At 63.3% G+C, this 7,894-nt stretch carries 7 protein-coding genes; 5 read left to right on the top strand and 2 right to left on the bottom strand.

Translation table 11 applies throughout. The annotated features are described in order from the left end of the window. Positions 1-102: 102 nt before the first annotated feature. Positions 103-1,281 carry a trans-sulfuration enzyme family protein gene (locus AC07XF_RS28470; RefSeq protein WP_495029176.1) on the bottom strand — a complete coding sequence of 393 codons (1,179 nt, stop codon included), beginning with the start codon at positions 1,279-1,281 and terminating at the stop codon, positions 103-105. Continuing rightward, complete coding sequence (locus tag AC07XF_RS28465) at positions 1,278-2,654, bottom strand: pyridoxal-phosphate dependent enzyme (RefSeq protein ID WP_495029175.1); 1,377 nt, start codon at positions 2,652-2,654, stop codon at positions 1,278-1,280. The genes AC07XF_RS28470 and AC07XF_RS28465 overlap by 4 nt, the downstream gene beginning before the upstream one ends. Before the next feature lie 277 nt (positions 2,655-2,931). Between AC07XF_RS28465 and AC07XF_RS28460 the strand changes: the two genes are divergently transcribed. Genes AC07XF_RS28460 through AC07XF_RS28440 form a run of 5 tightly spaced genes read left to right on the top strand, consistent with a single transcriptional unit; the run spans position 2,932 to position 7,626 of the window. Next, complete coding sequence (locus tag AC07XF_RS28460) at positions 2,932-4,293, top strand: flavin-containing monooxygenase (protein ID WP_495029174.1); 1,362 nt, start codon at positions 2,932-2,934, stop codon at positions 4,291-4,293. Further along, complete coding sequence (locus AC07XF_RS28455) at positions 4,293-4,703, top strand: RidA family protein (RefSeq protein ID WP_003201555.1); 411 nt, start codon at positions 4,293-4,295, stop codon at positions 4,701-4,703. The genes AC07XF_RS28460 and AC07XF_RS28455 overlap by 1 nt, the downstream gene beginning before the upstream one ends. A 10-nt stretch (positions 4,704-4,713) precedes the next feature. After that, positions 4,714-5,388: a DUF1028 domain-containing protein gene (locus AC07XF_RS28450; protein ID WP_495029173.1), complete on the top strand. Its 675-nt coding sequence runs from the start codon at positions 4,714-4,716 to the stop codon at positions 5,386-5,388. Then, positions 5,381-6,550: an acetylornithine deacetylase gene (gene argE / locus AC07XF_RS28445; RefSeq protein WP_495029172.1), complete on the top strand. Its 1,170-nt coding sequence runs from the start codon at positions 5,381-5,383 to the stop codon at positions 6,548-6,550. Before AC07XF_RS28450 ends, argE begins: the two co-directional genes overlap by 8 nt. A 35-nt stretch (positions 6,551-6,585) precedes the next feature. Continuing rightward, on the top strand, positions 6,586-7,626 hold the full coding sequence (locus tag AC07XF_RS28440) for an ABC transporter substrate-binding protein (protein WP_495029171.1): 1,041 nt from the start codon (positions 6,586-6,588) through the stop codon (positions 7,624-7,626). Positions 7,627-7,894 lie beyond the last annotated feature (268 nt).

Genomic DNA, 7,894 nt, shown 5'->3' with positions numbered 1-7,894 from the left:
CGCGAAAGCGGTGGATCAGTCGGCAATGACGTTGACTGACACACCGCTTTCGCGAGCAAGCCCGCTCCCACAGGTTTTGTGGTGTCCCACAATCCAGGTGACTTACATCCGCGCCAACGCCTGCGCCAGATCAGCACGCAAGTCTTCCACGTCCTCGACGCCAACCGACAACCGCACCAATCCGTCGCCGATACCCAGTTGCGCGCGGGTGGCGGCTGGAATGGTGGCGTGGGTCATGATCGCCGGGTGTTCGATCAGGCTTTCCACGCCGCCCAGGCTCTCGGCCAGGGCGAAGATCTGCACACTCTCAAGGAAGCGTTTGGCACCGGCCAGGTCGCTGTTGAGGTCGACGGAAATCATTCCGCCGAAACCACGCATTTGCCGTTGGGCCAGTTCGTGTTGCGGGTGCGATGGCAGGCCGGGGTAGTAGACCCGTGAGACTTGCGGCTGACGCTCCAGCCACTGCGCCAGCTCCAGCGCGTTGCTGCAATGCCGCTCCATGCGCAGCGCCAGGGTCTTCACCCCGCGCAGGGTGAGGAAGGCATCGAACGGGCCGGCGATGGCACCCACGGCGTTTTGCAGGAAACCCAAGCGCTCGGCCAGTTCGGCGTTCTGCCCGACCACGGCGATGCCACCAATCACGTCGGAGTGCCCGTTGAGGTATTTGGTGGTCGAGTGCAGCACGATGTCGAAACCCAGTTCCAGCGGGCGCTGGATCCATGGGCTGGCGAAGGTGTTGTCGGCCACGCAGATGATGCCGCGTGCGCGGCAGGTGCGGGCGATGGCGGCCAGGTCTGCCAGGTTCAGCAGGGGATTGCTCGGTGTCTCGACCATGACCATCCGTGTGTCGTCTTGCAGGGACGCCTCGAACGCCGCCAGGTCCGTCAGGTCGACGTAGCTGAAGCGGTGCCCGGCGCTGCGCTGGCGCACCTTGTCGAACAGGCGGAAGGTGCCGCCGTACAAGTCATTGCCCGAGACGATGTGCGAACCGGCGTCGAGCAGTTCCAGTACCGTGGAAATGGTCGCCAGACCCGAGGCGAACGCAAAGGCCCGGGTGCCGCCTTCGAGGTCGGCCACGCAGCGCTCCAGGGCCCAGCGCGTCGGGTTGTGCGAGCGCCCGTAATCCAGGCCTTTATGCACGCCGGGGCTCTGTTGCAGGTAGGTGGAGTTGGCGTAGATCGGCGGCATCAGCGCCCCGGTCGAAGGGTCCGGCGTTTGCCCGGCATGGATCACGCGGGTGGCGAAGCCCCGTGGCGGGGCGTTTTCATCGTGCTGACTCATGGCAGGGATCTCCGCAGGTGATTGAGCATGTCGGTTCGGGTAATCAGTCCGTGGAAACCCGAGGCATCCTGAATGATTGCCACCAGTCCACGGCCCAGTTCTGCCTCCAGATCCGCCAGTGAGGCGCCGGGGGACAGGGTTTGCAGTTTGTCGGTCATGGCGCTGGATACGGTCTTGCGGAAGTGCGTAACGTCTTCATGCACGCCCAGCAGGATGTCGGACTCGTCGATCACACCGACCAGTTGTTTGCCGTTCACCAGCACCGGCAGTTGCGACACATCTGCCAGGCGCATGCGCTGGAACGCGGTGAGCAGGGTGTCATCGGGGCCGACGCTGATCACCCGGCCGTCCTCGAAACGCCGCGCGATCAGATCGCGCAGGTCGCCGTAGTGCTTGCGTTGCAGCAAGCCCTGATCGTTCATCCACTGGTCGTTGTAGACCTTCGACAGATAACGCGTACCGGTGTCGCAGACGAAGCTCACCACCCGTTTCGGTTCGGTCTGTTCACGGCAGTAACGCAGTGCGGCGGCCAGCAGGGTACCGGTCGAGGAACCGCCGAGAATGCCTTCGGCGCGCAGCAACTGGCGGGCATGGTCGAAGCTTTCTTCGTCGCTGATCGAATAGGCGTGGCGCACGCTGGACAGGTCGGCAATCGACGGAATGAAGTCCTCGCCGATGCCTTCCACCGCCCACGAACCGGGGGTGGGGAGGGTGCCACCGCGGCTGTATTCGGCCATCACCGAACCGACCGGGTCGGCCAGGACCATTTCCAGATCCGGCTGCACGCGTTTGAAGAAGCGGGTCAGGCCGGTGAGGGTGCCGGCCGAACCGACGCCGACGACGATCGCGTCCACATCATGCTGGGTTTGCGCCCAGATCTCCGGCGCGGTGCTGCATTCGTGGGCCAGCGGGTTGGCGGGGTTGTTGAACTGGTCGGCGAAGAACGCATCGGGAATTTCCGCCGCGAGCCGCGCGGCGACGTCCTGGTAGTACTCGGGATGACCCTTGCCGACATCGGAGCGAGTGATGTGCACCTCGGCGCCCATGGCCTTGAGGTGCAGAACCTTCTCGGTAGACATCTTGTCCGGCACCACCAGCACCACCCGGTAACCCTTGGCGCGGCCGACCAGGGCCAGGCCGAGGCCGGTATTGCCGGCGGTGGCTTCGACGATGGTGCCACCGGGACGCAGGCGACCATCGCGTTCGGCGGTATCGATCATGGCCAGACCGATACGGTCCTTGATCGAACCGCCGGGGTTCTGGGATTCGAGTTTGAGAAACAGCGTGCACGGACCGGTATCGAATCGGCTGACGCGCACCAAAGGCGTGTTGCCGATCAGTTCGAGCACGGCGGGGCGGGAGTTGTCGGGCATGTCATCACTTCCTTGCGCAAATTCGCACTGGGTGGACAGCGACCTGCGGTGTGCCATCGGGCGTCAATCGCAGGCATTTCATCGCTAGGACCATAGGCCGGGATCGGCCCTCCCGCAACCTCGCACAGCCGACCGGTCGGCTCGACGCTTTTTCCTCGCCAGCAACCACAAAAAACATAATTTCGCTATTTCCCGGCTCCGAACAGAATGCGGCCAACACCCTGACACCGATAGCGGCAGCAGAAGAACAACAGTGATCAGAATCGAGGCGGCAGCCATGACCGACCTGAATCAAACCACCTTTCAGAAGTGCACAGCCATGACAGTTGATAAAACCGAAATTGATACGCTTGTTGTTGGCGCCGGCCAGGCCGGCGTGGCCATGAGTGAACACCTGAGCAAGCTCGGCGTGCCCCACCTCGTCCTGGAGCGCAATCGTGTCGCCGAAGCCTGGCGCACTGGCCGCTGGGATTCGCTGGTGGCCAACGGCCCGGCCTGGCACGACCGTTTCCCGGGGCTGGAATTCGACGGTCTGGACCCGGATGCCTTTGCCGGAAAAGAGCAGGTGGCTGAGTACTTCGAGGCCTACGCCCGCAAGTTCAACGCGCCGATCCGCACTGGCGTTGAAGTCAGGAAAGTGCAGCGCAACACTGATCGTCCGGGCTTCACTGTTGAAACCTCTGATGGCGTGATCGAGGCTCGGCATGTGGTGGTCGCCACCGGTCCGTTCCAGCGCCCGGCAATCCCGCCGATTGCCCCGCAAATCGCCGGCATCACCCAGATTCACTCCGCCCAATACTACAACCCGCAGCAACTGGCCGAGGGCGCGGTGCTGGTGGTGGGCGCCGGTTCTTCGGGCGTGCAGATCGCCGATGAGCTGCAACGTTCCGGCAAGCAGGTCTACCTGTCGGTGGGCGCCCACGACCGTCCGCCACGTGCCTATCGCAACCGCGATTTCTGCTGGTGGCTGGGGGTGCTCGGCGAGTGGGATGCCGAGGCCATGCAACCGGGCAAGGAGCACGTGACCATCGCCGTGAGCGGTGCCCGTGGCGGCCACACCGTGGACTTCCGCCGGTTGGCGCACCAGGGCATGACACTGGTCGGCCTGACCCAATCGTTCAACGGCGCTGTGGTGAGTTTCGAAGACAACCTCGCCGACAACATCCGCCGTGGCGATGAAAACTACCTCGCACTGCTCGACAAGGCCGACGCCTATATCGAACGCAATGGCCTGGACCTGCCGCTGGAACCCGAAGCCCGCGCCATGCTGACGGACCCGGATTGCGTGACAAATCCAATCCTGGAACTGGATCTGCTCAATGCAGGCGTCACCACGATTATCTGGGCCACCGGTTACTCCACCGATTACAGCTGGCTGAAGGTCGATGCCTTCAAGGAAAACGGCAAACCGCAGCACCAGCGCGGCGTGTCGGCCGAGCAGGGGGTGTATTTCGTCGGTTTGCCTTGGCAGTCCCGTCGTGGCTCCGCGTTTATCTGGGGCGTTTGGCACGACGCCAAGCACATCGCCGATCACATCGTTAAACAGCACACCTATCTCAACTATCGGGATGCGACCCAGCGTCAAGCCGAAGCCGCCCGAGCACCTCTTCAGAAAGCCAGCCTCATGGGAGTTCGTTAATGCCTACTCATACCCGCATCCGCATGTTCAACACCAAAGACACCTACCCGAACCAGACGCTCGACAACGACCTGTGCCAGGCCGTTCGCGCCGGCAACACGGTGTATGTGCGTGGTCAGGTCGGCACCGATTTCAACGGTCAACTGGTAGGCCTCGGTGATCCGCGCGCCCAGGCCGAGCAAGCCATGCGCAACGTCAAGCAACTGCTGGAAGAGGCAGGCAGCGACCTGAGCCACATCGTCAAGACCACCACTTACCTGATCGACCCGCGCTACCGCGAGCCGGTGTATCAGGAAGTCGGCAAGTGGCTCAAAGGTGTGTTCCCTATCTCCACCGGGCTGGTGGTCAGCGCCCTCGGCCAGCCGCAGTGGCTGATGGAAATTGATGTGATTGCTGTCATCCCTGAATAAGGAATTCGCCATGACCTTTTCCATCGTTGGTCGCTGCGCCGAGACCGGCCAGCTGGGCATTGCCATCAGTTCTTCGAGCATTGCCGTCGGCGCTCGCTGCCCGTGGCTGCGTGCCGGGGTCGGCGCGGTGTCGAGCCAGAACATCACGCTGCCGGCCCTCGGCCCGCAGATTCTCGATGAACTGGCCAACGGCTCGGCGCCGCCCCAGGCGCTGGACCACTCGTTGACCCGCAACGGCTACAGCCAGTATCGGCAAGTGGCAGTGGTCGATGCCCAGGGCCGCACGGCGGTGTTCAGCGGTAACCATGCGCTGGGCATCAACAACGCTGTGGCCGGTGAGCAATGCGTGGCGGCCGGCAATCTGCTGGCTAACAGTGGGGTGATCGAAGCCATGGTCACGGCCTTCGAAAACAGCGAAGGCTGCCTCGCCACCCGCCTGATGAATGCCTTGCAGGCCGGGCAGGACGCGGGCGGCGAAGCCGGCGCGGTGCACTCGGCGGCGTTGTCGGTGGTCGGTGACCTGACCTGGCCGATTGTCGATCTGCGGGTGGATTGGGCCGATGAAAACCCGATTGGCGAGCTGGGCAAACTGTGGAAAGCCTACGAGCCGCAATTGCAGGACTACCTGACCCGCGCCCTCAATCCGACCCTGGCCCCGAGCTATGGAGTGCCCGGCGATGAGTGAGTTGCGCAGCCGCGCCATGCTCGCGCGATTGATCGGGTTCGCCACGGTCAGCCGCGATTCGAACCTGGAGCTGATCGAGTTCGTGCGTAGTTACCTGCACGAACTGGGCGTGGATTGCGAGCTGATCTACAACGCCGAGCGGACCAAGGCCAACTTGTTGGCCACGGTTGGTCCGCGTGTGGCCGGCGGTATCGTGTTGTCCGGGCACACCGACGTGGTGCCGGTGGACGGCCAAGCGTGGACGGTCGAGCCGTTTTGCCTGAGCGAGGCGGGCGGCAAGCTTTACGGCCGCGGCACGGCGGACATGAAAGGCTATCTGGCGTCGGTGCTGGCCGCTGTGCCGATGTTTCTGGCCAGCCCGTTACGCCGCCCGGTGCACCTGGCTTTTTCCTATGACGAAGAGGTCGGATGCCTCGGCGTGCGCGGTTTGCTGGAAGTGCTGCCCCAGCGCATTCCGGCACCGGCGTTGTGCCTGATCGGCGAGCCGACCGAGCTCAAGCCGGTGCTCGGCCACAAGGGCAAACTGGCGATGCGTTGCCACGTGCGCGGCGCTGCCTGTCATTCGGCTTACGCGCCTTATGGGGTGAATGCCATCGAGCAGGCCGCACGCCTGATCGGTCGGCTGGGCGATATCGGCGCCACGCTGGCCCGGCCACCATTGCATGACAAGCGCTTTGATCCGGCGTTCTCGACCGTGCAGGTCGGGGTAATCCAGGGCGGTACGGCGCTGAACATCGTGCCAGCGGACTGCCGTTTCGATTTCGAGATCCGCGCCTTGCCGGACTTCGCCCCGCAAGTGGTCGTCGATGAGCTGCAGGACTACGCCGAGCAGACATTGCTGCCGGCCATGCAGGCCGTGGACAGCGATACCGCTATCCGCTTTGAAAAAATCTCGGCCTATCCCGGCCTGGCGACGCCAGCCGACAGCGCGGCTGCCCGGCTGATTGCCGAGCTGTGCGGCAGCGATGATTTCAGCACCGTGGCCTTTGGCACCGAAGGCGGGTTGTTCGATCAGGCCGGCATTCCGTCAGTGGTCTGCGGTCCCGGCAGCATGGATCAGGGACACAAGCCCGATGAATTCGTCAGCGTTGATCAGATGGCGGCCTGTGACCGCTTGATGGATCGCCTGGCTGCCTACTTGAGTGAATCCGAACACCCATAACAACAAAGGGCTGACAAGGCCCGAGGAAGCGATCCATGTCCAGATCCTTGCGTTGCAGTGTTCCGTTTGCCCTGGCGTTGTTGAGTGCCAGTGTGTGGGCGGCCCCCCAGGACCTCACCGTGATTTCCTTCGGTGGTGCTACCAAACAGGCTCAGGATAAAGCCTACTTCCAGCCCTTTAACGCCAGCGGCGCGGGCAACATCATCGCCGGTGAGTACAACGGCGAGCTGTCGAAGATCAAGGCCATGGTCTCGGCCGGTCACACCAGTTGGGACGTGGTGGAAGTCGAAAGCCCCGAACTATTGCGCGGCTGCGAGGAGGGCCTGTTCGAGAAGCTCGATGCGGGACGATTCGGTGATTCGGCGAATTTTGTCCCGGGTGCACTGACCGAGTGCGGGGTGGCCACTTATGTCTGGTCGATGGTCATGGCCTATGACCAGAGCAAGCAGGCCAAGGCCCCGCAATCCTGGGCGGACTTCTGGAATGTCGCCGACTTCCCGGGCAAGCGCGGCCTGCGCAAGAGCGCCAAGTACACCCTGGAAATCGCCTTGCTGGCCGACGGCGTCAAGGCGGACGATGTGTACAAGGTCTTGAACACTCCGCAGGGCGTGACGCGGGCCTTTGCCAAGCTCGACCAGATCAAGCCGAACATCCAGTGGTGGGAGGCGGGCGCGCAACCGGCGCAATGGCTGGTGGCCGGGGACGTGGTGATGAGCGCGGCCTACAACGGCCGGATCGCCTCGGCGCAAAAGGAAGGCATGAAGCTGAGCATCGTCTGGCCGCAGAGCCTGTACGACCCGGAATACTGGGCGGTGGTCAAAGGCACGCCGAACAAGGTGTTGGCGGAAAACTTCATCGCGTTCGCCAGCCAGCCGCAGACGCAAAAAGTCTTCTCGGAAACCATCCCTTACGGGCCGGTGCATCGCCAGACCTTGCCATTGCTGCCCAAGGATGTGCAGGAGCAACTGCCGACCGCCGAAGCCAACCTGGCCGGCGCGCGGGCGGTGGATGCGGAATTCTGGGTCGACCACGGCGAGGAGCTTGAACAGCGCTTCAATGCCTGGGCTGCCCGGTAATTCAGGCACCGCAGTCCCCCTGTGGGAGCGGGCTTGCTCGCGAAAGCGGTATGTCAGTCACATCGATGCTGGATGTGCCGCCGTCTTCGCGAGCAAGCCCGCTCCCACAAAAAACAGTGCGATACCTCGGGTTCAAGCTTTGTCGCCTTCGCGCAGTGGTGATGGTAGTCAGTTAAAACGCAGGACCCTGTGGGAGCGGGCTTGCTCGCGAAAGCGGTATGTCAGTCACATCGATGCTGGATGTGCCGCCGTCTTCGCGAGCAAGCCC

This window comes from Pseudomonas sp. GW821-FHT01C01, assembly GCF_059422645.1.
This window is presented reverse-complemented; position numbering and strand designations above follow the sequence as displayed.

What these genes read in the sequence shown, in the direction of transcription:
- AC07XF_RS28470 (WP_495029176.1), bottom strand. Translation starts at nt 1,281, where the DNA reads ATGAGTCAGCACGATGAAAACGCCCCGCCACGGGGCTTCGCCACCCGC.
- AC07XF_RS28465 (WP_495029175.1), bottom strand. Translation starts at nt 2,654, where the DNA reads ATGCCCGACAACTCCCGCCCCGCCGTGCTCGAACTGATCGGCAACACG.
- AC07XF_RS28460 (WP_495029174.1), top strand. Translation starts at nt 2,932, where the DNA reads ATGACCGACCTGAATCAAACCACCTTTCAGAAGTGCACAGCCATGACA.
- AC07XF_RS28455 (WP_003201555.1), top strand. Translation starts at nt 4,293, where the DNA reads ATGCCTACTCATACCCGCATCCGCATGTTCAACACCAAAGACACCTAC.
- AC07XF_RS28450 (WP_495029173.1), top strand. Translation starts at nt 4,714, where the DNA reads ATGACCTTTTCCATCGTTGGTCGCTGCGCCGAGACCGGCCAGCTGGGC.
- argE (WP_495029172.1), top strand. Translation starts at nt 5,381, where the DNA reads ATGAGTGAGTTGCGCAGCCGCGCCATGCTCGCGCGATTGATCGGGTTC.
- AC07XF_RS28440 (WP_495029171.1), top strand. Translation starts at nt 6,586, where the DNA reads ATGTCCAGATCCTTGCGTTGCAGTGTTCCGTTTGCCCTGGCGTTGTTG.